The sequence below is a fragment of the Microlunatus soli genome, assembly GCF_900105385.1.
GTDB classification, from domain to species: Bacteria; Actinomycetota; Actinomycetes; order Propionibacteriales; family Propionibacteriaceae; genus Microlunatus; species Microlunatus soli.
Map to the genome: position 1 here is coordinate 327,403 of NZ_LT629772.1, position 24,663 is coordinate 352,065.

Here is a 24,663-nt window from a genome sequence, read left to right on the forward strand (position 1 = left end):
CATCAGCGGGTCACCAGGCCTCGTCCGGGGTGTGCCAGAGCAGCTCGTGGCTGTCGGTCAGCGCGGTCACCGCGGGCAGTTCCACCCAGCCGGCCAGTCCGGCGTCCGGCTGGGCCTGGATCGACTTCCGCGCCAGGCCGACCGCCTCGGCAGCGTCGTTGTCGTCGACGAAGACGGCCGTGACGTCGGCCCAGTCCAGGCCGCGGACCCCGACCGAGCCGTAGTCGGCGTCGTCGGCATGATCGCTGACCCCCGCGATCGGCACGTCGGCCGCGACCACCAGCCGACGGTCGTCGGCACTGCGGGCGATCCCGGCGATCGAGGCGTACAGCTGCGCGGCGTAGTCGGCGTCCTCGCGTTCGTCGGTGCGGTAGCCGTGGGCGTTGATCAGCTGACCGGTGGCGGCATAGCCGATCAGTCGTTCGTCGGTCCGTCCGATCGACCGGACTGCCGTCGCGGTGTCACGGTCGAGCGGGATGAAGATCATCATCCGAGGTCGCTGTGGGCTCATGATCGCTGCTCGCTCTCGGTGCCGGTCCGCGCGCTGCCGGAGTCCTTGCCACTCGGGCCCGCCGTGCCCGACTCCTGCGCGGTTCCGCTCTTCTTGGCCGCCCCCTTCTTGGCCGTGATGTGCTTGGTCGCGGTCTTCTTGGCGGTCGTCTTCTTGGCCGCAGCCTTCTTGGCGGTCGCCTTCTTCGCCGCGCGGCGGGCGACCCGCTCCTTGGCTTCCGCGCTGGCTGCCCGGGTCGGCTGCCGCTCAGCCCTGGCTCGGACCGCGGTGTCGAGCAGGTCGTCCAGCTCGTCGGTGATGCACTGGGCGAGCACGTCCAGGTCGGCGAAAGCGTTCCGATCGGCGTTCAGACCGATGAACACCTTGCCGTTGTAGGAGGTGACACCGATCGCCAGCAGGTGTCCGGCCGACAGCGGCACCACCGGGTAGCTCGCCGTCATCGGTGCCTGCCCGAGATAGACCGGCGACTGCGGACCGGGCGCGTTGGTGATCAACAGATCGTACGGCCGACGCAGCAGATCACCGGTCGCCCGGACGCCGAGCGCATGCAAGGTCGCCGGCGCGAAACCGGCGATGTCGGAGATCTCCCTGGCCGCGACCGCACGCCCGGATTCCTTGTGTGCTTGGGTTCCGTAGCCGACCTGGTGCAGTCGGATCAACGGATTCGGCTCTCCGATCGGCAACCGCATCAGGTGGGGCTCGACCCGACTGCCCAACGACGTCTCCTCGCCGTCCTCGGTCACACTCATCGGCACCAGCGCGGTCACCGACGCGCCCGGGCCGACGCTCTCCCCGCGGGTCATCAGCCAGGACCGCAGCCCGCCGCTGATCATCGCCAACACGACGTCGTTGATGGTGTGATCATGTTCGGCCCGGACCGCCCGAAGATCATCCAGATCGGCCGACTCCACCGCCACCCGACGCTGCTCCGACACCGAGCCCGCCAACGGCGTCCGATTCGGTGCTCGGGTCCCGCGCAAGGCGTCCGCGGCAAGATCACCGATCGGGCCGCCGAAGCCGACGGCTTCGCTGACCGCCACTGCGACCCCGAACGCGTCGGTCAACGCATGCTGCACGTTGCTGACCGTACGGCCCGGGTCCCGCAATCCCTCGGTGACTGCACCGGCGACCAGCTCCACCGGTCCCGGCGCCGGCAACGGATGCCAACTCTCCTCCGCAGCGACGGTGTCGTCGGGTGCGTTGTCCAGCAACACCTGAACCAGGTCGACGGTGTCCACTCCGTCCACCACGCACTGGTGGGTCTTGGCGACCAGGGCGAAACGATCATGTTCCAGGCCCTCGACCAGGTACAGCTCCCACAGCGGTCGGGAGCGGTCCATCCGGCGGGACAGCACCCGACCGGCGAACTCCCGCAACTGTTGCCGGTTGCCCGGCCGCGGCAGTGCCGACCGGCGGACGTGGAAGGTCAGGTCGAAGTCGGCGTCGTCCACCCACACCGGGTCGGCCAGCCGGCCCGGAACGCCCAGGATCCGCTGCCGGTATCGCGGCACGTAGCGGATCCGATCACGGATCAGACCGATCAGCCGCTCGTAGTCGAATCCGTCGGGGCCGGCGTCGAAGACATCGACGGTGCCGACGGTGGCCGGCGTCCGTGCGGTGTCCAGGGCCAGGGTGGTCTGTTCCAGCGCTGTCAACCGATCCGGCATCGCACTCCTCGGGGGTACCTGCTCCGAGGGCTCAGACTACTCGGCGCTCGGTGGCCCGTTCAGCATGGATCAGTTCGGACGATCCAGACTCCGCTCAGCCGCCGCCGACCGGTGTGCCTCCGGCTGCTCGGACCTGTCGGCTCGCGTCCGCTGACGCCGCCGGACCGCCCGGATCACCCACACCACGATGGCGGCGAGCACCGCGACGACGACGATCTTGGAGAAGATGCCGACCCCGTCCTCGACCAGATGCCACCGCGACCCGAGCAGGTAGCCCGCGGACACCAGCAGCGTGTTCCAGACGCCGCTGCCCAGCGCGGTGAGGGCGACGAACCGCGGCAACGACATCCGTTCCAATCCGGCAGGGATGGAGATCAGGCTCCGCACGATCGGCACCAGTCGTCCGATCAGCACCGCCTTCGGTCCGTGCCGGGTGAACCACCGCTCGGCGAGATCGACATCGTCGAGCTTGATCAACGGCAGCCGGTCCACCAATCGACGGAGGCGGTCCCTGCCGAGGGCTGCACCGATCCCGTACAGCACCAGGGCCCCGACCACCGAACCGACCGTGGTCCAGATCAGCACCTGCCAGAGCACAAGCCTTCCTTGTGCGGCGGTGAACCCGGCCAGCGGCAGGATGACTTCGCTCGGCAGCGGCGGGAAGACGTTCTCCAGCGCGATCGCCAGGCCGGCGCCGGGCGCGCCGAGTGCTTCCATCATGCCGATCGCCCAGTCGGTGATCGTGGTCAACAGGTTGTCGATCATGACGTCGAGAGTATGAGCACCCGACAGTCGCACGGGATGAGTCGACCCGCAGGACCGGCGCCGTTCATCCGCAATGAAGAGTGCGGAAAACCGCAATCCGCTGCTCGGCGTGGGCACGTACGCTGGCCGGGTGCGTCCTCCGTTCGACCGCCTGCTCTCGATGGCCCGACCGGTCGTCGGCGTCGGGCTCGGCGCGGTGAGCTGGCCGGTTGATCTGGTCGCCGCGATCGTCACCGCAGTGCTCCGCGGAGGCCGGATGCCACTGCTGGTCAGCGGCTGGCAGTGCCGACGGGTGCAGCGGTGGATCGGCTTCGGACAGGCCGCACCGCCCGCGCCGACGAGCGTGCCACGGTCGGTCGGCTATCTCCTCACCCGGGTCCCGATCGGGCTGCTGGCGGCGGTGGTGCTCGGGCTGCTGCTCTACGGCTGCTGGGCGGTGGTCGCGGTGCTCGGGTCCTGGCTGTTCGACCTCCACCTCCCGGTCGCGGACAGCGTCGCCACCGTCCCGGTCCGGAGCATGACGGTCGCCGCCTTGGTCCCGGTCGGCCTGATCCTGCTCTTTCTCGACCTGACCGGGATCGCCGGGGTGGCCGCACTCGACCGACTCGCGGCCGAGCACTGGTTCCGGCCGACCCGCAGCGAACTGCTGCAACGTCGGGTCGAAGAGCTCACGGTGAGCCGCCACGACCTGATCCGGGCACTGGATTCCGAACGGTCCCGGATCGAACGCGATCTGCACGACGGCATCCAGCAACGCGTGGTGGCGCTCGGACTGCTGGTCGGCCGGGCCCGCCGACAACTGGAGCCGCAGCAGGCCGGCTCCGCACTGCTCGAGCAGGCACAGCGGGAGGCGGCCGACCTGCTGGACGACCTGCGCGATGTCGCCTGGCGGGTCAGCCCGGCGACCCTGGAATCGGAGGGGCTGGCCGCGGCGTTGCACCGGCTCGCCGAGCAAGCCGGAACCCCGGTGACCGTGCACTGGGCGGCGCCGACCCGGCTGCCGGCCGCCGTCGAGAGCTGCGTCTTCCACCTCGTCTCCGAGGCCCTGACCAACGTCGCGCGGCATGCCCGGGCGACCCGGACCGACGTCCGGCTCGACGGCCCGACCGGTACGGCGTCGGACCGCCGGCTCTCGGTCCGGGTCACCGACGACGGAGTCGGCGGGGCCGTACCACGTCCGGGACACGGTCTGGCCGGTCTGACCGGCCGCGTCGAAGCGGCCGGCGGCACCCTGTCGATCAGCAGCCCACCGTCCGGGCCGACCCGGTTGGAGGCCGTCCTGCCATGCACGTGATGATCGCCGAGGATGCCGCGTTGCTGCGGGAGGGCGTCCGCGCCCTGCTCGCCGACGAAGGCCACCAGGTGCTGGCCGCCGTCCCCGACGCCGACCAACTGCTGGCGCGGATGGCGGTCGAGCAGCCCGAGCTGGCGATCATCGACGTCCGGATGCCGCCGACCCACACCGACGAGGGGATCCGTGCCGCGTTGGAGATCCGGCGGCGCTGGCCGCAGGTCGGGATCATCGTGCTGTCCCAGTACGTGGAGACCGAGTTCACCGGTCGGCTGATGGCCGACGGTCGGGCGGTCGGCTACCTGTTGAAGGACCGGGTGATGGGCGTCGCGGAGTTCCTGGACGCCCTGGACCGGGTGCAGCGCGGTGGCGTGGTGCTGGATCCGGAAGTGGTCCGGAAACTGTTCCGCGAGACCTCGCACACCGACCCGTTGAGTCGGCTGACCGCTCGCGAGCACCAGGTGCTGGAGCAGATGGCGAACGGCCGCACCAATGCCGGGATCGCCGGCACGCTGTACATCTCGGCGTCAGCCGTGGAGAAACACAGCAACGCGATCTTCGACAAGCTCGAGCTGCCGGCGGGCGGCGGCTACAGCAGGCGGGTGCTCGCGGTGTTGCGCTACCTCAGCTCATGATCACCGACCGATGATCATGATCGGGGACGAGCGCGGGGGCGGACCACGACATCGGTCAGCACGGCGTCGTCGGGAAGCAGCAGCGCCTGGATGATCAGATCGGCGACGGTCGACGGCCGCAGGTAGTCCTCGGCGACGAACTCGCCCTGCTCGATCGCCCGGAGCTCACGTTGCATGTCGGTCGCGGTGCGGCTCGGGAAGATCGACGTCACCCGCAGCCGTGGTTCCTCGGCCCGCAGAGCTTCGGCGTAGCCCCGCAAGGCGTATTTGCTGGTTCCGTACGCCGACAGTGGCGGTCCGGCGCTGAGTCCGGACGTCGAATTCACCAGGACGACGGTGCCGGCCGCATGCCGCAGCTGCGGCAGCAGGCAGCGCACCAGTTCTGCACCGGCCAGCACATTGACGTCGAAGATCGCCTGCATGTCCGCGGGACTGTTCTCCGCCAGCAGCGTCCGGCCGATGATCCCTGCGCTGTGCACCAGCCCGTCCAGGCGGTCGATCGACCTCGTCAGATCGCTCGTCGCGGCCGGCAGTGATCCCGGTTCGGCAAGATCGGCGTGCACGCTGCCGGCAAGATCAAGATCATCGGCGGTCGAGCCGGGTCGCAACACGCCGTACACCTGGTGGCCGTCGGCGATCAGCCGCTCTGCCACCAGCCGGCCGATGCCGCGCCGCACTCCCGTGATCACAAACTTCATGGCGTCAGCGTAGCCAGTGAAACGGCGCCTGCCGGTCGTGCCCTTCTCCCAAGTAATCACAGCAGGCGGCGCGGATCAAGATCTGTTCTGTGCTCGTTGATCTTGGTAGAACTGGGGCCATGCCGACCTCTGCTGACGCCGCGTCCGATGCCGATCTCGTCCGGCTGCACCCCCGGTTGATCGTGGTCAGTGGGCAGCCCGGTTCGGGGAAGACGACGCTCGCGCACCGGCTGGCCGAGGCGATCGGCTGTCCCGCGATCTGCCGGGACGAGATCAAGGAGGGGATGGTGCACGCGTACGGCCCTGGTTTCGCTGCCGCGACCTCCGACCCGTTGACGATGCGGACCTTCCCGCTCTTCTTCGACTGCGTACGGCTGCTGCTGGCCGGCGGTGTCACCGTCGTCGCCGAGGCCGCCTTCCAACACCGGCTGTGGGTGCAAGGGCTCACCCCGCTGCTGGAGTTGGCCGAGGAGGTCCGGGTGATCCGCTGCCGGACGGGTGAGGAGGTGCTGCTGCACCGGCGAAGCAGCCGGCTGGCCGAGGTGGCGACCCGCAGCGCGCACGCCGACACCGAGGCGATGCGGGTGAACCCCGACTGGGACGCGATCCATCTGGACGTTCCGACCCTCGACGTCGACACCACCGACGGCTACCAGCCCGCGCTCGACGCGATCGTCGACTTCGCCAACGGCTGACGGCAGCAGCAGGTCGGCGCAGGACGCGTGTGATGCCACTGTTCCGAATCCGATCGGTATCTGTGATCGAAACTGTTCGGCCGCGGTGCCCCGGAATGGCAGGATGATGATCCATGACCGATACCACCGGAAGTCGCAGCATCGACGCCACGGTGCCGGTCGGCGGCGCGTCCGAGCTGGACAACGACCTGATCACCCTGGCCGGACTGCTGTTCGAGGCCGAATCCGCCCTCGAACAGCGGGTCGCTGCGACGTTGCGGGCCCGGGTCGGCATCGCACCGGAGGCGTTCGAGGCCTTGCTGCGGTTGTCGCGGAGCCCGCAGGGACGGTTACGGATGTCGGAGCTCAGTCGACGGATGTCGATCACCAACGGCGGCACCACGCGGCTGATGGAGCGCCTGGAACGCGACGACCTGGTGCAGCGGACGCCCAGCACGACCGACCGACGGGTGGTCTATGCCGTCGTCACCGACAAGGGGCGTAGCGAACTGGACCGTGCCATCGGACCGCATCTGGAGGATCTGGTGGAGATCTTCACCCAGCGTCTCAGCCCGGCCGACGTCGCCGATCTCGAACGCGGTCTGCGGGCCCTGCGTGATGCCCTGATCGACGGGGACTGACGGGACTGACGGGGACTGATCAAACTGTCCTGATCAACGCCGGGCGGCCGCGTCGGTCCGCTAGTGACGCGCGACACTAGATCGGCCGGTAGAGCCGGACGTCGTCGTAGGTGCGTTGGTGATCATGGAGCCCGTTGGGGAATCGTGCCCACTCGATGAATCCCAGTCCACGATAGGCATCCTCGGCGTGAGTGCCACCGCGCACCGACAGCTCCAGTGAATCGGCCTGCCACCTGGTGCCGGCGTAGTCGGCACAGTGTTCGACCAGCCGCCGAGCCAGCCCGCTGCCGCGATGGCGGGCGGCGATCACGAATCCCTCGATCTCGGCGCGCTGCCGCTGCATCCGGTGTGGATGTCGGGTCAGGGTGCAGGTCGCGATCGCACCGTCGGTCGGATCGACCGCGACGAATCCGACCCGGTCGGTCTCCTCGGCCGGATCGAACCAGCTCTTGATCATCTCCACCGGGGTTGCGCTGTAGCAGTGCCGGTGCAGTGCATCCGCGTCGTCGACGGTGCCGACCCGGATGACCGGCCGAGGTGCGGTGTCGATGATCATCAGCGGACCCTCGTCGGCCGTCGGCGGTTCGAAATGGTCGTAGTAGCTCGCCGCCAGTTCGTCGGTCAGTCGGATGGCGTCGGAATGATCATTGGCCCGCCGCCGGACGCGTTCCAGCGCGACGGCACGGGGCGTCCTGAGATAGATCGTCTCGGGTGTGATGCCGGTCGGTTCGATCAGCCGGCGATAGTCGTCGCGCATCGCCCTGGACCAGAAGGAGAAGTCCAGGACGACGTCGACATCGTCCTCGATCAGGTGCATCAGCCGACCGCGCAGCTCGGCCTCGATCTCGTCCCGGACGGCGGGTTCGAGCGGGTGGCTGTCGATGCCGCGCCGCCACGCCTCGTCGTCGAAGGAGAGCCGGACGAACCCGTCGCGTTCCAGGGCGTGGGCGTGGGTCGACTTGCCCGAACCGGCGGGCCCACAGGTGAACACGACACGACTCATGGACGCACGGTATCGGCGGCTCCGCGGCACCGTCCATCGAGATTCCTGCCCGCGCAGTCATGGCTGCTGCAACCAGGAATCTTCGATAATCTTCGATGTCGACACGGATCGTGCGTCAGGCGACCTGGAACGACGTCCGGGCCAGGCCCATCCAATAACCGTCGATCACCGGCGTGACCTCGGTGCCGGCGTCGGCCGCCGCGCCGAGGGTGATGAACATCGGAATGAAATGATCAACCGTCGGATGGGCGTACGGCATCCCCGGCGCTGCGGACCGATAGCGGCACAGCTCTTCGACGTCACCGTTGCCCAACGCCTCGGTCGCCCAGTGATCGAAATCGGTGGACCACTGCGGAACGGTTGCGCCGCTGACACTCTCCCGGGTCAGGAACGGCAGGCCGTGGGTCATGAACCCGGAACCGATCACCAGGACCCCGTGGTCGCGAAGTGCGCGCAGCCGACCGCCCAGCTCCAGCAAGGCGGCCGGATCGCCGGTGGGCAGGCTGAGTTGCAGGACCGGGATGTCGGCGTTGGGGTACATCACCTTGAGCGGCACCCAGGCGCCATGGTCGAGGCCGCGATCGAGGTGCTCGTGCGGACGTTGGTCGTCGGGCAGCACCGAGCGGACCAAAGAGGCCAGCTCGGAGGCATCGGGCGTCTCGTACCGCAGGGTGTAGTAGCGGTCGGCGAAGCCACCGAAGTCGTAGACCAACGGGGCCGCCGGTCGAGGGCTGGACAACGCGAGCGGGGCGGACTCCCAGTGCGCGGAGACGATCAGGATGGCCCGCGGCTGCGGCAGCCGTTGGGCCCAGCCGAACAGCTGGTCCATCCACTCCGCGTCGTCCAGCAGCGGCGGCGCGCCATGACTGATGAAGAGAGCGGGCATCCGCCCCGATGCGGGCTCCCACGGGGTCCGCAGTCGGGCCGCCCGGCGGGCCTCACCGACGAACGCGTCGAACGCGCCGGCCGGGGCGCCGGGGTCGAAGATCGACGGCATACGCACCCTCCTGCTGTCGACGACACCACCAAAATACTTGACTGATCAGGTATTTCAACGTCGGTTCGTCTCAGCTATTCCCGCACCGGGTCGCCAGCAGCTCGAGGGAGCCGATCCGGGACAGGATCAGACCTTGCGACCGAACAGCAGCCGCCACGGCATCAGCGCCGATTCCAGCTGCACCGACAGGGTCATCTTGGACTGACCCTCGGCCCGTTCCTCGAAGTGGATCGGCGTCTCGGCGATCCGGATCCCGTTGCGGACGGTGCGGTAGTTCATCTCCACCTGGAAGGCGTAGCCGTTGCTGCGGATGGTCTCGACGTCGATCCGACGCAACGTGGCGGCGCGCCAGGCCTTGAAACCGGCCGTGGCGTCCTTGACGTGCAGCCGCAGGATCGTGTTGACGTAGACGTTGGCGAAGGCCGACAGCAGCCGCCGATACCAGGCCCACTCCCCTGCAGCCGAGCCACCGGCCACGTATCGCGAGCCGAGGACGACGCCGACGTCGGGTTGCCTGGCCAGGATCTGCAGCATCTCGGGAATGACCTCGGTCGGATGGGACAGGTCGGCATCCATCTGCAGCACGACGTCCGCCCCGTCGGCCAGCGCCCGGCTGATGCCCGCAACATAGGCCCGGCCCAGACCGTCCTTTTCGGTCCGATGCAGGACGGCCACCCGATCCCCCGACGTCGCGGCGAGTTCGTCGGCGACCTCGCCGGTACCGTCGGGCGAGTTGTCGTCGACGACCAGCAACTGCAGATTGGGGATCTTGAGGTCGGCCAGTTGCCGGGCCAGGATCGGCAGATTGTCCCGCTCGTTGAAGGTCGGGCTGACGACCACCACGCGCGGCGCGGTCGGCTGGCTGGGTTGAGACTCGGGCGGGACGGTCAAGCTGCACTTCTCCTGGTCAGCGGATCACGGGACAGGACCCACGTACGGACACAACAGGGCCCAATTCTGCACGAATTGTCCACAGATCTGCGGGGCGATCCCCTCTCGGCACGATTTGTGTCGGTGCGCGGTGGCAGCATCAGCGATGACCACCGCCGGCACATCCGTCCGGTGCAGAAGGTACCGGCCAGCGTTCCGGCAGGGGTTCGGGCAGGGTCGGGGACGGCGGTTCGGGCGAGGAGGGTCGATGCCGATTCCAGCGAAGGACGACGCCGAGCGGGTGCACGGCAGGAGTGCCGCGATCGCCTTCCGACGGGCACCACGCGCCGGACCGGTGGCCAGCGGCTGGCCGACCGGGACCGACGACAGACTGACCGTGCGGATCGGCCAGCACCAACCGCCGCTGCCCTGGGGTGAGGACGAGGTCGCCGTTGGTACGCGACCCGGTCAGCCACCGGGCCCGGACAGCGGCCAACACCCGGCGCCGCGGTCCACGGCTCCGGCGGACGGTCCTACGCGGAGCAGCTTCGGCGCCGTGCGGATCCTCCGGTTCGGCGCGAGCTGGCCGACCCCGACCGGCCAGCGGTCCGGACTCACGCCACCGCCACCGGACCCGGCCGGGTGGAGCATCCGGCTCGCCGACGCGTTGCTGGAGGCGGTGGCCGGGCTCCGTCCGATCGGCCAGCTCGATCGCTGGCTGGCGCCGACCGCGATGGCGCAGCTGGCTCGTCGGGTCCGGCGGCGGACGGTCGGCGACCGTGCCGCGCTGCGCGCCGTGCACCTGCAGCGCAACACCGCCAGTCGTACCGAGGTGGTCGTGGTCTTCGACTGGCCCGACCGGACGGCGGCCTTGGCGTTCCGGCTCGACGCCTTCGGCGGCCGCTGGTTGTGCACAACCCTGGAGCTCGCCGCGCTGCGGCGTCCGAAACACCTCGGCAAGCGTGCCGACGTCAGCCGTCGAGCAGCATCCAGGTCTTCCCCGGCTTGAGCGCGATGTCCTTGCCGTGGCTGTCCTTGAGCGTCATCGGTCCGTTCAGCTTGGAACGCTTCCAGGTGCCGGTCAACTGCTTGCCCTGGGAGTAGACCGTCACCTTGCCTGACCCGACCGTCTCGGCGACGTTGGACAGGTCGGATGTTGTCTGGGTGTCCTTGTGGGACTTGACCTTCAGCCGGACGATGTTGTCGGTCAGCACCGGCTTGTGGTCATCGCCGTCGGTGTTCCGCTGCCCGTTCCAGCTGGTCCGATAGCGGCCGCCGCGGTAGTCGAAGCCGAAGGTGTCGACACCGATCGGGACCTTCACCGACGGCGCCTTGGCCGCCGACTTCCACTGCGGTCCGGAGCCGAAGGTGTAGCCGATCGGCTTGGCCTTGCCGATGTCGGGCAGCTTGGCGACGTTGTCCAGATGCACGATCACGTTGTGCGGCGCGGACCGGGAGTTGTCCCGGGTCTCGCGCGGAATCGGCCGCAGGTACGGGCTGTGTCGCAGCTGCTTGAGCACCTTGCGGTTGGCGCCGGAGAACACCAGGCCGGGCTTGCCGAACATCGGCAGCAGTTGGACATCGGTATTGCGGGCGCTGCGCACCGGGCCGACCCGGCGCGGGAAGTTGCTGTGGTAGATCGCGACCATTCGGGTCAGGTCAGCCTCGACCCGCTCCACGACGACGATGTCGGCCTTGTAAATGCCCACCTGCGGGCGCGCCGCAGCCACGTTGTCGATCTTGGCTGCGATCACCACGTTGCTGCTCTTCTTGCCCCCGGTGATCGGGTCGTAGGCCGCCGCCTTGGACGGACTGGGCTTGGGGGTCGGCGACGGCGTCGCGGACGCACTGGTCGCCGTCGGAGTCGGTTTCGGTCGGGGTTGCCGATCGGCGTCCTTGTCTCCGCTGCACGCCGTGGTCCCGATCGACAACGCGATCGCGAGCCCCAGGGCGGCAACACGCAGCCTCTGTCCTCTCACGCCGGAAACTCTACGGTCCAGCCCTCCGCGACGGCACGCCGACACCCGTTCGTCGGGAATAAGCAGCATTCGTCTAGCGATAACCATTATCGTTAAGGGCGCCAGAGATGGCCTGACATCAGGAGGTACACGCCATGGCAGGACGGAACGCGGTGCGATCGGTGGTCAGGCTCCGCTCGACCGCAGGCACCGGCTTCAGCTATCTGACGATGAAGAACCGCCGCAACGATCCGGACCGGCTCGTGCTGCGCAAGTACGACCCACACATCCGGCAGCACGTCGATTTCCGAGAAGACCGCTAGCCCACTAGGGAAGTACTGGTCTATTCAGGAGTGCAGCGCGGGCCGCAGCAGCCCGAACAGATCAGTGGTTCCCTGGCGTTGAGCCGACGAGCACGCCGCTGACCGAACAGATCAGACACCGAAGGAGCACCATGAATCGCACCGAACTGAACAACGCCATCGCCGCCGAGACCGGGGTCGATCGCGACACCGTGAGCGCCGTGCTGGATGCGTTGGACGCCCAACTGGTTGCAGCAGCCGCAGCCGGCGGCGAGGTCCGCTGGCCCGGCCTGCTCACCCTCGACGTGACCGAGCGGCCGAGCCGCACCGGTCGCAATCCGCGCACCGGTGAGCAGATGGAGATCCCGGCCGGCAAGTCGGTACGGCTGCGCCCGGGAACCCGATTGAAGTCCGCCGCGCGCTGAGGGTGGCGTGCCCGGCTCGCCCGGAAGGGCGAGCCCGGTGCCGCGCCCCGGGCGATGATGTCGGTCAGGACGGTTCGGTCTTGAGCTGTCGCCGGCAGTCCGGGCAGCGGCCGAAGATCTCGATGGTGTGACTGATCAAGGTGAACCGCTTGCGCCGGGCGACCGACTCGACCCAGTCGTCATGCTCGGCGATCTCGATCGTCCGGCCGCAGTCGACGCAGACCAGGTGATGGTGGTGTTCGTCGCCGCAGTGCCGGAACAGCTGCTCGGTGCCGTTCATCTGAATGGTGTCGGCAGCACCCGAGGACACCAGATCGTTGAGGTTGCGGTAGACGGTGGCGAGCCCGACCGGGTTTCCGTCGGCGCGTAGCCGGGCATGCAGATCCTGGGCACTGACGAAGTCCTTGGCCTCGACCAGCGCGGCCTCGATCAGGGCACGCTGTGCAGTGTTGCGTCGCCGGGTCGACATCCTTCCACCTCCGGCGCCAGCGTAGCGCGAGACAATCGGGCGGTCGGAACCTCACCACCGATTCGGCAGCGGCCCGTCGATCGGTGGCACCTCGATCAACTCCGGGAACCGCAGCGCGGCCCAGTAGTCGCCGGCCGACGCCGCCGGGACGACACCGATCGCCATCAGCCAGCTGGTGATGATCATGCCGTGTGAGGCGACGACGACCTGATCGCCGTCGATCGCCTCGAGCCCGGCGGCGAACCGTGCGGCCGCCTCGGACCGGCTCTCCCAGCCGAGGTGACGCTCATCGGGGCGCCCTTCGATCCAGGCCCGCCGTCGATCGGCGACAGCATCATCGAACGGCTCACCCGGACGGAGCACCTCACCGAATCGGGAATCGATGATCAGCTCGGCGGCGTCGACACCGGCGGCGATGGACAGGGTCCGCACCGCCTTGCGCTCGGCACTGGACGCGAGCACCGCGCCGAGCGGAATCCGACCGATGAGTGCTTCGGCTGCTCGGCAGCCGGCATCACTCAGTGGCCATTCACTCGGCGCGACATCCCCCGACGCGACCGGTGCTGCATGCCGGATCAAGATCACCGTACGGGGTGTCACCGGAGAGCGCATGGTCCGGACCGTACCGGAGTCAGCCGATCATCCGGACGCCCAGCCAGGGATCCATCCCGTCGTCGACCCGTGCCCACCGCTCGGCGCCGCCGACGTATTCGGCGTCGGTCAACAGCGCTCGGTCGAAGGCGGCCCGGACGACGGCCGGATCTCCGCCGGCGCCGGTGATCACCAGCCGGGTCTGTTGCGGTCCGGGCCATTCGCCGGCCGGGCCGACGCTGAGCTGCCCGCCGGCGCCGTCCCAGACGCACCGCAGTTCGGGCCGGGTGGGCAGCCAGAAGTGCCCCCGGCCACGCAGCGGACCGGCGCCGAGCGCGGGGAGTTCGGACCGCAGTCGGTCCGGGGAGAACGGCCGATCCGAGAGCAACTCGATGGTCCAGATCCCGTCCGAGTCTGCGGCGTCGGTCGCTGGTCCGGGTTCGACAGCGGCCGTCCGGCAGCCGTCGGTCGCGGTGCGGAAATGATCATGGGACTCCACATCCAGCAGGTCGGCACCAGACAGACTGTGCAGCTGGCACCTCGATGCTGTCTCCCGCGCCAGATGATCAAGGATGGCGGCCTGCCGTGTCGACAGCGGCGCGCCGAAGACCACGGCATCGGCGTACTCGATCTGGTGGGCCACGACCTCACCGACCGCTCGGCGATCGGTAGCCCCCTGGGCGATGCCACGTTCGTCGAGCAGGTCGTCGCCGAAGAGATCGGATTCGACCGTCGCCGCATCGATGGCGACGAGCACGCCGCCGATCCGCAGCCGATCGCCGTCGGCCGCTTCGATCAGGTCGGGCACGATCGTCGCCGGTTCGGTCGTCGGCGGCAATGCCAGCACGATCGGCCTGCCGTGGGCGGACCACTCCCGCAGGCTGCGGATCACCACGTCCCGCAGGCTGCAGTGCGCGCAGCCGTGTTCCATCGGGATCAAGGTGTCTTCGACGATCCCGGTCAGGTCATGGATCCGACGGCGGATCAGTCCTCGGTGGTTCAGCAGATCGAAGCTGAGCTGGACGCCCCGGTCCAGATCGACCAACACGCTGCCGGCAGCGGCAACACGTTGCGTTTCGGTCAGTGCGCAGATCGTCACCACCGGTGTCGACCCGTCGTTGCGGTCGTTGCGCTCGTCGTCGGTGAGCGGGTTGTCGTCCATCGGCATGGGCCCTCCGGTCCTTCGGTTCGGCAAACCGTATCGATAATCGTTCTCATTATGTGGTGAGGCCATTATGCACGGCGACACAGCCGACGTGAAGATCGGTGACCCGATTCGGGCGCCCGGCGGCAAGGCCGTTTGCTTGATCGGCAAGGTCGCGGGGTGTCAGGATTGGTTGCCATGAGCGAGGTACAGCTGAGGCAGGTAGGAGCGCGGATCCGGGCCGCCCGCAAGGAACGCGGGATGACTCTCGAGCAGCTGGCGCGGGCGGCGCAGATGTCGACCAGCACGCTGTCCCGGTTGGAGAGCGGCAAACGGCAGGCCAATCTGGAGCTGCTGCTGCCGCTGACCCGGGAGCTGCGGATCGGTCTGGATGATCTTGTGGCCCGCGAGGTCCCCGATCCGCGGATCCAGGAACGGTCCTACCGCAGCAACGGGCTGACCATCAGGCCGCTCGCGCCGCCGAATGCGCCGGTGCACACGTTCAAGATCAGTTATCCGTCACGCCGACGACTGCCCGAGCGCCGGACGCATGACGGCTACGAGTGGGTGTACGTGCTCAGCGGCCGGTTGCGGCTGCTGCTGGGTGAGCACGATCTCGCCCTGGAGGCAGGGGAGGCGGCCGAGTTCGACACCCGAGTACCGCATGCGATGACCTCGGCCGGCGACGAACCGGCCGAGGTGATCAGCATCTTCAACGAGTCCGGGGCGAGTATCCACACCCGCGCCCGGGCTCGTCGCAAAACCGAGGACTCGTCGGAAGTCCGATGATCAGGTACCCCGATGATCAGGAACCGGAGCGGCCATCGGCGTTTCAGCCGATGGAGATCGCCGAACGGGTCGACGCCGATTCGACGGCCGCGTAGGTCAGCGCCAGGCTGCCGAGATTGTTGCGCCCGGAATTCTCCGGCTGACGCCCCTCGGCGATCGATCGGGCGAACTCGGTGAGGCTGCCGGCCCGGTCCGTCCGCTGGACGGTCGGCAGTTCGACCTGACGAACCTCGTCGCCGGTCCGGATCTCGACCTTGTCGGCCTGCCAGCCGTCCTTGCCGTCACCGCGACTGGTCCATTCCACGCTTCCCTCGGCGAAGTCCATCCGCCACTCGCCCGCCCACGGGGTGGGGGTGCCGTGGCTGACCCAACTCCCCCGGTAGCTGGCGGTGACGTCGCCGAAGTCGATCAATGCCACGCCCTCGGACGGACCGCTGAACAGCGACCAGTCCGGATCCCAGGTCCGGCAGGTGATCTGCGCGGCGTCGCGGCCCAGCACCGTACGGAACAGGTCGAAGTGATGGATCGACATGTCCACCAGCAGCGGCTCGTCCAGGAAGTGATGCGGACCTCGCCGACCGTCGCTGCCGGAGAACCGGCGGAAGTCGAGTTCGACGGCATGCAGATCCCCCAGCTCGCCGGCAGCGACGATCTGCTGGACCGCTCGCACTGCCGGGAAGAACCGGTAGTTCTGGCTGACCGCGAGGGTCAGCCCCTTACTGTCGGCCAACTCCACCAGTTCGGTGGCCTCCTCGACCGACGGCGCGAACGGCTTCTCCGTCATCACGTGCTTGCCGGCCAGCAGTGCGGCCCGGATCGCCGGCACGTGACCGACCAGGCTGGCGGTGACCAGCACGGCATCCGGGTCGACGGCCTCGATCGCCTCCTCGGCGGTGCTGAAGCAGCGGTCCGGATCGGCGACCCCGGCCTTGACCGCCGCCTCCCGGGACTGCTCGGAGACGTCGGCGCTGCCGACCAGCTCGACCTCACTGACCTGCGGGATCATCTCCGCGGCCCAGTTGCGACCGAATCCGCCGAGACCGACCTGCACGATGCGAAGTGCTGAGCCTGTCGAAGTACGCATCACTGCCACCCTTATCCGTTCATCATCGAGACGTTTCAAACCCGCCTATCGTGGCAGATCTCGATGTCGGTGGCTCAGGCGGTCCGGCGACCGTGGCAGAGCTTGAACTTCTTGCCCGAGCCGCAGGGGCAGGGCGAGTTCCGGCCGACGTTGGCGTACGGGTCGTCCTTGGACTTCTTCACCGCGCCGGTCTTCACCTCGCCGTCGGACGAGCTGTACGACATCCTCCGCTGCTTCGGCTCGGACAGGCCCTTGCCGCGCAACGTCGGACGCTGTTCGGTGCCAGCAGCGGTGTCGGTGCCGTTGTCCGTCGCGACGCCGGCGGCGACCCCGACCGGTTCCCGCTTCCCGTTGGTCGCGGCAGCCTTGACCTGGTCGGCGTCCTCGGTCTCCTCCTCGGCCTCGGTCACGGTGTTCACCTCGACACCGGGGCCGTCCGGGTCAGGGCCGGACTCGACCATCGGCTTGCGATCCCGCTGCCGGCGCGATCCGTCGCCGACGGTCATCGGCTGCCCGCCGCCGTCGGCGACGACGCCGACAGCCGGTCCCCGATTGACCTCGACCTCGAGATGGAACAGGTAGCCGACGACCTCCTCCTGGAACGCCTCCATCATCTGGGAGTACATCGCGCCGCCCTCGCGCTGGTACTCCACCAGCGGATCCTTGGACGCCATCGCCCGCAGCCCGATGCCCTCCCGCAGATAGTCCATCTCGTAGAGGTGCTCGCGCCACTTGCGGTCCAGCACGGTGAGCATCACCTGACGCTCGAGCTCGCGCATCACGTCAGTGCCCAGCGACTCCTCACGGGTGTCGTAGGCCTGCTGGGCATCGGCGCGGAAGTCGGCGATCAGGATGTCGCGGTCGAGGTCTTCCTCACCCTCGTACTCCGCGCGCTTCAGGGTGACCGGATACAGCGTCTTCATCTGGGTCCAGAGCTGCTCCAGATCCCAGTCCTCGCTGAATCCCTCGGTGCTGCTCAGCACGTACTGCTCGACCACACTGTCCACGGTGTCGCGCAGCTGCTGCTCGACGTCGGCACCCTCCAGCACCTCGCGGCGGTCGCTGTAGATCTTGTGCCGCTGACGGTTCATCACGTCGTCGTACTTGAGGATGTTCTTGCGGATCTCGAAGTTCTGCGCCTCGACCTGGGTCTGCGCGCTGGCGATCGAGGAGCTGACCCGCTTGTTCTCGATCGGCTGGTCGTCGGGCACCTTCAGTGCGGTCAGCACCCATTCCACGATGTCGGACTTGAACAGCCGCATCAGGTCGTCGCCGAGGGAGAGGAAGAACCGACTCTCCCCCGGGTCGCCCTGACGGCCGGAACGACCGCGGAGCTGGTTGTCGATCCGCCGTGACTCGTGCCGTTCGGATCCGACCACGTACAGCCCGCCGAGCTCGACGACCTCCTCGTGCTCGGACTTCACCTCGTTCTCGAACGTCTCCAGCATCTCCGGGAACGCAGCTTCGTACTCCTCGACGTGGTCCACCGGGTCGATCCCCTTGGCCTGGATCGCCTTGTCTGCAAGGAATTCCGGGTTGCCCCCGAGCATGATGTCGGTACCACGACCGGCCATGTTGGTCGCCACCGTGACAGCACCCTTGCGGCCGGCCATCGCGACGATCGCGGCCTCGCGTTCATGCTGCTTGGCGTTCAGCACCTCGTGCTTGACGCCGGCCTTCTTCAACATCGCCGACAGGATCTCCGACTTCGCCACGCTCGCGGTGCCGATCAGCACCGGCTGCCCGGCTTCGTGCCGCTCGGCCACGTCGTCGACGATCGCGGTGAACTTGGCCTCTTCGGTGCGGTAGATCAGGTCCTTCTGGTCCTCGCGGATCATCGGCATGTTGGTCGGGATCGGGACCACGCCCATGCCGTAGATCTTCTGGAACTCGGCGGCCTCGGTCATCGCCGTACCGGTCATCCCGGCGAGCTTGTCGTACATCCGGAAGAAGTTCTGCAGGGTGATGGTGGCCAGGGTCTGGTACTCCTCCTTGATCTCCACCGACTCCTTGGCCTCGATCGCCTGGTGCAGACCCTCGTTGTAGCGTCGGCCGGCGAGCGTACGGCCGGTGTGCTCGTCGACGATCAGTACCTCGTCCTCGGGCGTGACGACGTAGTCCTTGTCCCGCTTGAAGAGTTCCTTGGCCTTGATCGCGTTGTTCAGGTAGGAGATCAGCGGCGTGTTGGCCGACTCGTAGAGGTTTTCGATCCCGAGCCGGTCCTCCACCAGGTCGATGCCGGCCTCCAGCACCGAGACGGTGCGCTTCTTCTCGTCGACCTCGTAGTCACGGTCCCGGCGCATCCTCGTGACCAGCTGGGCGAAGGTCGGATACCAGCGCTGATTGTCCTCGGCCGGACCGGAGATGATCAACGGTGTCCGGGCCTCGTCGATCAGGATCGAGTCGACCTCGTCGACGATGGCGTAGTAGTGGCCGCGCTGGACGCAGTCGTCGATGCTGAGCGCCATGTTGTCGCGCAGGTAGTCGAAGCCGAGCTCGTTGTTGGTGCCGTAGGTGACATCTGCCTCGTAGGCGACCTTGCGCTCGGCCGGATCCATCTCGGACAGGATGACGCCGACCTTGAGCCCCAAGAAGTGGTGCACCCGGCCCATCTGTTCGGACTGGATCTTGGCCAGGTAGTCGTTGACGGTAACGATGTGCACGCCCTTGCCGGTCAACGCATTCAGGTACGACGGCAGCAACGCGGTCTGGGTCTTGCCCTCACCGGTCTTCATCTCGGCGATGTTGTTCCAGTGCAGCGCCGCCCCGCCCATCACCTGGACGTCGAAGTGCCGCTTGCCGAGCACCCGCTTGCTGGCCTCACGGACCGTCGCGTAGGCCTCGTACATCAGGTCGTCCAGCGACTCGCCGTCGGCGTAGCGCTTCTTGAATTCGTCGGTCTGGGCGCGCAACTCGTCGTCGCTCATCGCGACGAAATCCTCTTCGATCGCATTGACGCGATCGGCCACGGCCTTCAGCTTCTTGAGCGTCCTGCCCTCGCCGATGCGGGACAGCCTGTCCATCAAAGCCACGAGTTTGCTCTTCTTCCCTGCTCGGCGGTCTTCAGTCCATCGTTCATGCTAGACGACGGGCGGGCAGCATCCCATGCCCAGCGCTCAGGCGGGCTGGAGGGACCTCGCGACTCGGAGCAACTCGGTCCGGCTGAGCAGCCGATCCTGTTCGTTGCAGTTGCCGCTGTTGCCGAGCTCGACCCGGCGATGGTCGACCTGCCAGACGTAACTCCAGCCAGCCGGGTCATCGGTCGGCCCGTCCCGATACACCTGCGCGGTCGCCGTGCCGATCCGCGCCGTCCCGACCTTGGCTCGCCCGGACGTTCTGCCGGCCGGGACCGGACCGATTTCCACGGTCAGAAAGCCTCGCGTCGCGCGGCACTCACCGTCGGGAGCGGCCGCGTTCGCGTCGAAGCGGCTCGTCACCCACGTACTGGTGACAACCCGGCCGCGCGGAGACGTCGGCCCCGCCCAGGACTCCGCCTTCTCGTTCACCCCGCCGAATCCGGCCGGCACCGGAGCGGGAGTCAGCAGGTGTGCCCCGTCGAACGGCACATACTCGCGTCCCGACGACCAGACGGTGCGCTCACCGATCGGGCGGGCGAGCCGGGCCGCGACGGTTCGAGGAATGCCCACATCGGTGCAAGAAACGTTCATCTTCCGCTCGACGAGCACTTTGGCGTCGATCCGGCTACCTTTCTCGGTCACTGCAAGACGTGCCCGACCGTCGCAGGCGCCGCCGATATAGCTCACCACCAGACCCTGGTGGTCCGGGTCCGTTCGCATTCCCTCGATCTCTGCCGGGCTCACTGGTTCCGATGTCGTCGGCATGCACCCGATCGAGGTACACAGCAGCAGCGCCGACACCGCAACGAATCGTCGCCCCATCGTCGCTCCCTCCCGTGACACTCCCGCTCATCGTGTCGCGACGCCGGACGCCGCAGGCGCGGTTGGTGCGATCGCGACCCATTCTTGATCTCACCGGGCCGCGACGGACTCACCGAACACGCCCTCGCTACGGCCGCCGGGTCACCAGGCTGGTGCACATCAGCCGTGGCCGGTCCAGCGCGTTGGGCGCTATCGCGTGGAAGCAGTCGGAGTGCATCAGGAACACGTCACCGGCCCGGCCGGTCACCTCGACCACTTCGACTGTCACGTCGTGGATCGGTTCCGGATGCTTCAGGAAGCTGTCCTCGCGCTCGGCGGGAGTCGACTGCTCATCGGGAGCCCAGAGATCGGCGAGCCAGGGATGCGCGGTCGCGAGAGCAGCTCGTACGGCGCGGGGCCTGGGTTCCTGCGAACGGCCGACCGCCGCGACCAGCCGGTGTGAGCCGGTGAGCACCAGGGTCCCGCCGCCGTGCGGCCGTACGTCATCGAGCAGCGCGAACACCTGCACGGCACGCGGGTCGGTCCCGTCGGGCGGTACGTAGTCGAAGTGCCAACTGTCGCCCGGGACCGTCCAGGCGGTCGCCTGCGGAAAGGTGATCAGCAGCCGGCCGCGCTCACGACGCTGCCGGTCCGCCGGTCCGAGGAGTGCGGCCACCGCATCGGCGACGGGCGCGGACCAGATGCCGTCCAGGCCACCGGACCGGGTCAGCGGCTGGAACCCTGTCGGTCGGTCGACTCCCCAGGTCGTCCGATCGTGTCGCTGGATGCCTCGGTGCTCGGCCAGGAACGACCAGACGGCGTCGCCCATCCGGCCGCTGTCGGTGGCCGGGATCGCCGCCGGGAGCTTGACGAGCCCGCGCAGGTCGAACGTCTGCCGTTGCTCGGCGGTCAGCATGGCGGCATTGTGCCCAGGACGGTACGGTCCCGTCGATTGAATTGGGCGCCGATTGAATCGAACGCCGACCGGATCGGGCAGGCCGCACGGCGGGCTGGGTCGCCGTCAGATCATCCGCCCGACGGCCTCCGCGAGACCGGTGGCAACGGCGTACCCGAGTACACCGCAGGCCAGCGGGAGCAGCAGCGCGGCCGCCCAGTGCCACGACGGTTCGATCCTGGCCAGGCAGCGGACGGAGACGACGATGCCGACCGCGACGCAGCCGGCGAACACGAGGCCGGTGGGCAGCACCAGCACCATCCCACGCCCCTCGGCGCACGCACCGGTGCACGGGTGAGCGGCGGTCGCCACCGCGAGGGAGTGTCGCAGGAAGCGGACCGCCGTGACGCAGCCGGCGACGATAGCGAGCAGGATCGCCAGCACGTCCCAGCCGCCCGCCGATCGTCGGACTGGGGGCTGCGGATGGAGGTCCATCTCCCCCATTGTCGATCCCGGCCGGGTCAGGGGGCACTCTGCCAGCCAGCCACCGGCCGGCCGAGGTGCTCCCATCCAGGGAAACGTCCTGCCGCGTAGCCCAATCGTTCATCGGTTCCGGAGAGAGGATCCCGGCATATCGCGATCTCATTCCCGTCCAGAACGACGCTCTGAGCGGGCAGGCTCGACCTGCCGTCCGTTGACATCGCGAATTGCATGGTTCCGTGCACCGAGCTGTGAGCGGCGGGGGACGCTGCCCGATAGCCGTTGCAGGATGCGAGGCGAACGGGCATGGTCGCCAAGTTGACCGAGAGAGCTGCTGTGATCCGCCCCGCCTGGCAGCAATCCTCTCGGTCAGGTTTGCCAGGTGCCGACGTCCTGGCCGACCTCGCCCGATCGGTCAATCTACGCCGCTGGCGATCTGTCGATCGATGGCCCATCACGACTGCCCGTCGACGCGCCCCACCGGGATTCACGCCGACAACGGGGCAGCTCGGACGTGATCGGACAGTTCGGCCGACAGGTCGCCGCGGGCTTCGACATCGATGTCGGAGAGCTCCAGCCACTGGGCCAGCAGCGCGAGCTCGGCAGCGAGTTCGGGCGCAACCGTGGCCGGGTCGGCAGTGTCCTCGATCCAGGCCGACCGGACCCGCAGCACGCCGGCAGCCCGGTCGGCCTTCAGGTCGACCCGGGCGACGAACCGTTCTCCGAGCAGGAACGGGTAGACGTAATAGCCGTGTACCCGCTTCGGTTCGGGGACGTAGATCTCGATCCGGTAGAAGAAGTCGAACAGGGCCTCGAGTCGACGGCGTTCGAACATCACCGAGTCGAACGGGCTGATCAGCGCCCGGGCCTCGATTCTGCGGGGCTGCTTCGCCTGATGCCACAGATAACCCGGCTGTTTCCAGCCCTGCACGGTGACCGGGATCAGCTCGCCGGTCGTGACCAGCTCCTGGACTGCCGGCAGCGTCCGCTCCTGACTGGTCCGGAAGTAGTCGCGCAGATCGGGCTCGGTGGCCACGCCGAGCGCGGCGGCGGCGCGGCGGACCAGGGTCAGCATCGCTTCCGGTTCGGTCGGCGTCGCGGTCGCTGTCGCGGCTGCGGGCAGTACCCGGTCGGGCAGGTCGTAGAGCCGCTCGAACTGACCGTTGCGCCGGGCCGCGGTGATCCGGCCGGTGACGAACAGGTGTTCGCAGGCGGTCTTCACATCCGACCAGTTCCACCCCCAGTTCTCGCGCTGCCGCGGACCGGCGTGATCGGCCAGCTCCGCGGCGGCCCGGGCGTCGATGCCGCGGGCTCCGATCGGTCCGTGGTCGATCACCTGCTGCTGCACCCAGTCGATCAACTCCGGCCGGTCGCGGGCGATCCGGGCCATCGAGCCCCACATCTCCCGCGCCGACCAGGACTCCATCCGATGCCGCAGTGCCGGCTCGAGGGTCACGTCGATCATGCTCGCGGCGTGGCCCCAGTACTCGAACAGCCGCCGCGGGGCCTTGCCCGCCGCCCGATCCAGCAGACCTGGGTCGTAGGGACCGAGTCGGCTGTACAGCGGCAGGTAATGCGCCCGGGCGACGATGTTGATGGTGTCGATCTGGAACTGCCCGAGCCGGTCGATGACGGCTTGGACGTCGCGCATCGTCGGCCGGTGATCGGGGCGTTGCCCACCTGCACCAGAACCGCGGCGGCCGCCGAATCCTTGCGCGGCGAGCGCGATCCGGCGGGCCTGGGCAGTCGACAGTCGGCGCGCGGTCGGTGGGTGCGGAGGAGTCTGCGGAGCGTGCTTGGCCACGTCCCGACCCTAGAGGGCAGGTCGGACAATGCCCGTACGTCGTCCCTGATCGTCAGTCGATGCGCTTGACGAAGACGCCGATCGTGGAGTGAACCGCGAAGCCGAACGCCTCGTTGATGGCGATCATCCACCGGTTGGTCTCGGCGTTGCCGGTCTGCAGGTACCGCTTGTCCGGGGCCAGGTCGCGGAGCAGCCGGTAGCCGGCGACCTTGACCGACATGCCCAGCCGATGCCCGCGATGAGCGCGGTCGACCACCGTTGCCCATTGGTCGACCGATTCCTCATCCGGATCGGAGATCACACAACTGCTCAGCGCCGCGACCGATCCGTCCGGGGCGATCGCCAGTGCCGAGACCCGACGCCGGCCGGAAGCGTTGATCTCCGCATCCTGTTCGGCCAGCAGTTCGGGTGTCCGGCGGCGAGCCTCGACCTCGAGGTCACCGTGCGGGGCGTCCAGCACCAGCCGGTTGTTGACGTCGCAGTAGCCCTGCGCCCACTGCTGTGGAACCGGGCCGTCGAAGGTGACCAATCGATAGCCCGTACGGTGCGGCCGCGCTTCGGCGTCCAACTCATCCAACAGTCCGTCGTCGATCGGCAGCGGCAGGCGGCGTTCGACCTCGTTGTAGGTCCACCGGTAGCCGTGCCGTTCGGCGAAGCCACGGTTGCGCTCGACCCGGTCGCCCTGCAGCGCAAACTCCGCGGTCAACTCGGTGCGCCCTTGTTCGGCCATCCGTTGCTCCCCCGTCGCGAGCAGGGCCGTCCCGACGCCGTTGCCGGTGTGCTCGGGCAGCACGTGCACCGCCACCCAGGCCGATCGCAGGTTGTCCGTCGTCGAGCCGATCGTCATCACCGCGCCGACCGGCCCGGCGACTTCGTCTACTTCGGCGACCGAGACCTGGAAGGACATCCCGGCCGAGGGCCCGCGCACCGATGCTGCCGTCTCGGCGTAGGAATACACCCGCGCATCAGGATTGCCGTCCCGCTCGGCGCGCCGGTAGATGTCGTAGTAGGCACGCACCTCGGCGTCGTCGGTCGTGTTCAGGTCCCGGATCCGCACCATGGGCACGATCGTGCCAGCCATCGAGTCGGCCG

At 68.3% G+C, this 24,663-nt stretch carries 26 protein-coding genes; 8 read left to right on the forward strand and 18 right to left on the reverse strand.

Going from position 1 to position 24,663, the window contains the following annotated elements; genetic code table 11:
- Positions 1–10: 10 nt before the first annotated feature.
- The 3 genes from BLU38_RS01425 to BLU38_RS01435 form a co-directional block, all read right to left on the reverse strand.
- Positions 11–511, reverse strand: a complete 501-nt coding sequence (locus BLU38_RS01425) for a DUF6912 family protein (RefSeq protein WP_157683137.1) — start codon at positions 509–511, stop codon at positions 11–13.
- Entirely contained in the window at positions 508–2,178 is a 1,671-nt protein-coding gene (locus tag BLU38_RS01430) for a WS/DGAT/MGAT family O-acyltransferase (protein ID WP_091518716.1), read from the reverse strand. The genes BLU38_RS01425 and BLU38_RS01430 overlap by 4 nt, the downstream gene beginning before the upstream one ends.
- A 69-nt stretch (positions 2,179–2,247) precedes the next feature.
- A complete protein-coding gene (locus tag BLU38_RS01435) occupies positions 2,248–2,943 on the reverse strand; it encodes a DedA family protein (RefSeq protein ID WP_091518720.1) in 696 nt (231 codons plus the stop codon).
- 130 nt (positions 2,944–3,073) lie between these two features.
- On the opposite strand from BLU38_RS01435, the gene BLU38_RS01440 reads away from it, so the two are divergent.
- Together BLU38_RS01440 and BLU38_RS01445 are read left to right on the forward strand one after the other, a co-directional pair.
- A complete protein-coding gene (locus tag BLU38_RS01440; RefSeq protein WP_157683138.1) occupies positions 3,074–4,237 on the forward strand; it encodes a sensor histidine kinase in 1,164 nt (387 codons plus the stop codon).
- Positions 4,237–4,869 carry a response regulator gene (locus BLU38_RS01445; RefSeq protein ID WP_456238073.1) on the forward strand — a complete coding sequence of 211 codons (633 nt, stop codon included), beginning with the start codon at positions 4,237–4,239 and terminating at the stop codon, positions 4,867–4,869. The genes BLU38_RS01440 and BLU38_RS01445 overlap by 1 nt, the downstream gene beginning before the upstream one ends.
- 14 nt (positions 4,870–4,883) lie before the next feature.
- Here BLU38_RS01445 and BLU38_RS01450 read toward each other — a convergent pair whose 3' ends face one another.
- Positions 4,884–5,567, reverse strand: a complete 684-nt coding sequence (locus tag BLU38_RS01450) for an SDR family NAD(P)-dependent oxidoreductase (RefSeq protein ID WP_091518731.1) — start codon at positions 5,565–5,567, stop codon at positions 4,884–4,886.
- Between the two features lie 119 nt (positions 5,568–5,686).
- Here BLU38_RS01450 and BLU38_RS01455 point away from each other — a divergent pair, with 119 nt between their 5' ends.
- The gene (locus tag BLU38_RS01455; RefSeq protein WP_091518735.1) at positions 5,687–6,262 is read left to right on the forward strand and encodes an AAA family ATPase; all 576 of its coding nucleotides are present in this window, start codon (positions 5,687–5,689) and stop codon (positions 6,260–6,262) included.
- A gap of 113 nt (positions 6,263–6,375) precedes the next feature.
- Positions 6,376–6,882, forward strand: coding sequence for a MarR family winged helix-turn-helix transcriptional regulator (locus tag BLU38_RS01460; RefSeq protein ID WP_091518737.1), 507 nt, complete (start codon positions 6,376–6,378; stop codon positions 6,880–6,882).
- 76 nt (positions 6,883–6,958) lie between these two features.
- Here BLU38_RS01460 and BLU38_RS01465 read toward each other — a convergent pair whose 3' ends face one another.
- The 3 genes from BLU38_RS01465 to BLU38_RS01475 form a co-directional block, all read right to left on the reverse strand.
- Complete coding sequence (locus BLU38_RS01465; RefSeq protein ID WP_091518741.1) at positions 6,959–7,885, reverse strand: GNAT family N-acetyltransferase; 927 nt, start codon at positions 7,883–7,885, stop codon at positions 6,959–6,961.
- Positions 7,886–8,000: 115 nt separating this feature from the next.
- Positions 8,001–8,882 (reverse strand): dioxygenase family protein, encoded by an 882-nt coding sequence (locus BLU38_RS01470; protein ID WP_091518745.1) that lies wholly within the window; start codon positions 8,880–8,882, stop codon positions 8,001–8,003.
- Between the two features lie 126 nt (positions 8,883–9,008).
- Positions 9,009–9,773, reverse strand: coding sequence for a polyprenol monophosphomannose synthase (locus BLU38_RS01475; RefSeq protein WP_091518750.1), 765 nt, complete (start codon positions 9,771–9,773; stop codon positions 9,009–9,011).
- Between the two features lie 247 nt (positions 9,774–10,020).
- On the opposite strand from BLU38_RS01475, the gene BLU38_RS01480 reads away from it, so the two are divergent.
- Positions 10,021–10,761 carry an Rv3235 family protein gene (locus tag BLU38_RS01480; RefSeq protein WP_091518755.1) on the forward strand — a complete coding sequence of 247 codons (741 nt, stop codon included), beginning with the start codon at positions 10,021–10,023 and terminating at the stop codon, positions 10,759–10,761.
- Here the strand turns inward: BLU38_RS01480 and BLU38_RS01485 are convergent.
- Entirely contained in the window at positions 10,724–11,731 is a 1,008-nt protein-coding gene (locus BLU38_RS01485) for a DUF3048 domain-containing protein (protein WP_157683139.1), read from the reverse strand. The genes BLU38_RS01480 and BLU38_RS01485 overlap by 38 nt on opposite strands.
- A 134-nt stretch (positions 11,732–11,865) precedes the next feature.
- Between BLU38_RS01485 and rpmG the strand changes: the two genes are divergently transcribed.
- Both rpmG and BLU38_RS01495 read left to right on the forward strand, forming a co-directional pair.
- The gene (gene rpmG, locus BLU38_RS01490) at positions 11,866–12,033 is read left to right on the forward strand and encodes a 50S ribosomal protein L33 (protein WP_091518764.1); all 168 of its coding nucleotides are present in this window, start codon (positions 11,866–11,868) and stop codon (positions 12,031–12,033) included.
- 131 nt (positions 12,034–12,164) lie between these two features.
- Positions 12,165–12,437 carry an HU family DNA-binding protein gene (locus BLU38_RS01495; RefSeq protein WP_091518767.1) on the forward strand — a complete coding sequence of 91 codons (273 nt, stop codon included), beginning with the start codon at positions 12,165–12,167 and terminating at the stop codon, positions 12,435–12,437.
- Between the two features lie 64 nt (positions 12,438–12,501).
- Here BLU38_RS01495 and BLU38_RS01500 read toward each other — a convergent pair whose 3' ends face one another.
- From BLU38_RS01500 to BLU38_RS01510, 3 genes are read right to left on the reverse strand one after another with little or no spacing between them, the layout of a single operon-like run.
- The gene (locus BLU38_RS01500; protein ID WP_091518772.1) at positions 12,502–12,906 is read right to left on the reverse strand and encodes a Fur family transcriptional regulator; all 405 of its coding nucleotides are present in this window, start codon (positions 12,904–12,906) and stop codon (positions 12,502–12,504) included.
- A gap of 51 nt (positions 12,907–12,957) precedes the next feature.
- The gene (locus tag BLU38_RS01505) at positions 12,958–13,518 is read right to left on the reverse strand and encodes a histidine phosphatase family protein (protein WP_091518776.1); all 561 of its coding nucleotides are present in this window, start codon (positions 13,516–13,518) and stop codon (positions 12,958–12,960) included.
- A 19-nt stretch (positions 13,519–13,537) separates the two neighbouring features.
- Positions 13,538–14,665: a CobW family GTP-binding protein gene (locus BLU38_RS01510; protein ID WP_157683140.1), complete on the reverse strand. Its 1,128-nt coding sequence runs from the start codon at positions 14,663–14,665 to the stop codon at positions 13,538–13,540.
- 174 nt (positions 14,666–14,839) lie between these two features.
- On the opposite strand from BLU38_RS01510, the gene BLU38_RS01515 reads away from it, so the two are divergent.
- A complete protein-coding gene (locus BLU38_RS01515) occupies positions 14,840–15,430 on the forward strand; it encodes a helix-turn-helix domain-containing protein (RefSeq protein ID WP_091518783.1) in 591 nt (196 codons plus the stop codon).
- A gap of 43 nt (positions 15,431–15,473) precedes the next feature.
- On the opposite strand, the gene BLU38_RS01520 is transcribed toward BLU38_RS01515, so the two are convergent.
- The 7 genes from BLU38_RS01520 to BLU38_RS01550 form a co-directional block, all read right to left on the reverse strand.
- Positions 15,474–16,514 (reverse strand): Gfo/Idh/MocA family protein, encoded by a 1,041-nt coding sequence (locus BLU38_RS01520; RefSeq protein WP_091518787.1) that lies wholly within the window; start codon positions 16,512–16,514, stop codon positions 15,474–15,476.
- A gap of 74 nt (positions 16,515–16,588) precedes the next feature.
- The gene (gene secA / locus BLU38_RS01525) at positions 16,589–19,546 is read right to left on the reverse strand and encodes a preprotein translocase subunit SecA (RefSeq protein WP_456238074.1); all 2,958 of its coding nucleotides are present in this window, start codon (positions 19,544–19,546) and stop codon (positions 16,589–16,591) included.
- 84 nt (positions 19,547–19,630) lie between these two features.
- Positions 19,631–20,311 (reverse strand): hypothetical protein, encoded by a 681-nt coding sequence (locus tag BLU38_RS01530; RefSeq protein WP_091518795.1) that lies wholly within the window; start codon positions 20,309–20,311, stop codon positions 19,631–19,633.
- Between the two features lie 229 nt (positions 20,312–20,540).
- Complete coding sequence (locus tag BLU38_RS01535) at positions 20,541–21,308, reverse strand: phytanoyl-CoA dioxygenase family protein (RefSeq protein ID WP_091518798.1); 768 nt, start codon at positions 21,306–21,308, stop codon at positions 20,541–20,543.
- Between the two features lie 105 nt (positions 21,309–21,413).
- A complete protein-coding gene (locus tag BLU38_RS01540; RefSeq protein WP_157683142.1) occupies positions 21,414–21,782 on the reverse strand; it encodes a hypothetical protein in 369 nt (122 codons plus the stop codon).
- Positions 21,783–22,254: 472 nt separating this feature from the next.
- On the reverse strand, positions 22,255–23,571 hold the full coding sequence (locus tag BLU38_RS01545; protein WP_231920129.1) for a winged helix-turn-helix domain-containing protein: 1,317 nt from the start codon (positions 23,569–23,571) through the stop codon (positions 22,255–22,257).
- Between the two features lie 52 nt (positions 23,572–23,623).
- Positions 23,624–24,631 (reverse strand): GNAT family N-acetyltransferase, encoded by a 1,008-nt coding sequence (locus tag BLU38_RS01550; protein ID WP_157683143.1) that lies wholly within the window; start codon positions 24,629–24,631, stop codon positions 23,624–23,626.
- Between the last annotated feature and the right edge of the window lie 32 nt (positions 24,632–24,663).

Bases quoted from the DNA above. Each gene is read 5' to 3' on its own strand.
- BLU38_RS01465 (WP_091518741.1), bottom strand. From the start codon at position 7,885: ATGAGTCGTGTCGTGTTCACCTGTGGGCCCGCCGGTTCGGGCAAGTCG.
- BLU38_RS01515 (WP_091518783.1), top strand. From the start codon at position 14,840: ATGAGCGAGGTACAGCTGAGGCAGGTAGGAGCGCGGATCCGGGCCGCC.
- BLU38_RS01480 (WP_091518755.1), top strand. From the start codon at position 10,021: ATGCCGATTCCAGCGAAGGACGACGCCGAGCGGGTGCACGGCAGGAGT.
- BLU38_RS01500 (WP_091518772.1), bottom strand. From the start codon at position 12,906: ATGTCGACCCGGCGACGCAACACTGCACAGCGTGCCCTGATCGAGGCC.
- rpmG (WP_091518764.1), top strand. From the start codon at position 11,866: ATGGCAGGACGGAACGCGGTGCGATCGGTGGTCAGGCTCCGCTCGACC.
- BLU38_RS01505 (WP_091518776.1), bottom strand. From the start codon at position 13,518: ATGCGCTCTCCGGTGACACCCCGTACGGTGATCTTGATCCGGCATGCA.
- BLU38_RS01520 (WP_091518787.1), bottom strand. From the start codon at position 16,514: ATGCGTACTTCGACAGGCTCAGCACTTCGCATCGTGCAGGTCGGTCTC.
- BLU38_RS01425 (WP_157683137.1), bottom strand. From the start codon at position 511: ATGAGCCCACAGCGACCTCGGATGATGATCTTCATCCCGCTCGACCGT.
- BLU38_RS01495 (WP_091518767.1), top strand. From the start codon at position 12,165: ATGAATCGCACCGAACTGAACAACGCCATCGCCGCCGAGACCGGGGTC.
- BLU38_RS01445 (WP_456238073.1), top strand. From the start codon at position 4,237: ATGATCGCCGAGGATGCCGCGTTGCTGCGGGAGGGCGTCCGCGCCCTG.
- BLU38_RS01460 (WP_091518737.1), top strand. From the start codon at position 6,376: ATGACCGATACCACCGGAAGTCGCAGCATCGACGCCACGGTGCCGGTC.
- BLU38_RS01435 (WP_091518720.1), bottom strand. From the start codon at position 2,943: ATGATCGACAACCTGTTGACCACGATCACCGACTGGGCGATCGGCATG.
- BLU38_RS01455 (WP_091518735.1), top strand. From the start codon at position 5,687: ATGCCGACCTCTGCTGACGCCGCGTCCGATGCCGATCTCGTCCGGCTG.
- BLU38_RS01470 (WP_091518745.1), bottom strand. From the start codon at position 8,882: ATGCCGTCGATCTTCGACCCCGGCGCCCCGGCCGGCGCGTTCGACGCG.
- BLU38_RS01430 (WP_091518716.1), bottom strand. From the start codon at position 2,178: ATGCCGGATCGGTTGACAGCGCTGGAACAGACCACCCTGGCCCTGGAC.
- BLU38_RS01550 (WP_157683143.1), bottom strand. From the start codon at position 24,631: ATGGTGCGGATCCGGGACCTGAACACGACCGACGACGCCGAGGTGCGT.
- BLU38_RS01510 (WP_157683140.1), bottom strand. From the start codon at position 14,665: ATGCCGATGGACGACAACCCGCTCACCGACGACGAGCGCAACGACCGC.
- BLU38_RS01535 (WP_091518798.1), bottom strand. From the start codon at position 21,308: ATGCTGACCGCCGAGCAACGGCAGACGTTCGACCTGCGCGGGCTCGTC.
- BLU38_RS01530 (WP_091518795.1), bottom strand. From the start codon at position 20,311: ATGCGAACGGACCCGGACCACCAGGGTCTGGTGGTGAGCTATATCGGC.
- BLU38_RS01540 (WP_157683142.1), bottom strand. From the start codon at position 21,782: ATGGACCTCCATCCGCAGCCCCCAGTCCGACGATCGGCGGGCGGCTGG.
- BLU38_RS01450 (WP_091518731.1), bottom strand. From the start codon at position 5,567: ATGAAGTTTGTGATCACGGGAGTGCGGCGCGGCATCGGCCGGCTGGTG.